1 protein-coding gene is annotated in these 290 nt (G+C 38.6%); it reads left to right on the top strand.

Going from position 1 to position 290, the window contains the following annotated elements:
* Nucleotides 1-290: response regulator (locus NE473_RS32000; protein ID WP_256265718.1), on the top strand; the 290-nt coding region annotated here is incomplete at both ends.

The raw sequence follows: 290 nt of genomic DNA, 5'->3' as shown, positions 1-290 counted from the left end.
TGTTTTATCCGCACTTACTGCGGATAAAGCAAGGGAATTGATTTTGAAAGAATCAGTAGATATTATGATTTGTGATATTGAGATGCCCAGGGAAACGGGGATTCAATTGCTGCAATGGGTCAGAGAAAATCACTATGGGATCGAAACTATCTTTTTAACATGTTTTGCTGATTTCCATTATGCACAGCAGGCAATCAAACTGGAGAGTACGGAATATTTGTTAAAGCCTGGTGATTATGAAAAGTTGAGAGATGCTGTGATAAGAGCGACCGATAAAGTAAGAGAGATGC

The sequence above is a fragment of the Hungatella sp. SL.1.14 genome (genome assembly GCF_024460495.1).
GTDB classification, from domain to species: domain Bacteria; phylum Bacillota; class Clostridia; order Lachnospirales; family Lachnospiraceae; genus Hungatella; species Hungatella hathewayi.
The sequence above is the reverse complement of the archived record's forward strand: the minus strand, read 5'-3'. Positions and strand labels throughout refer to the sequence as shown.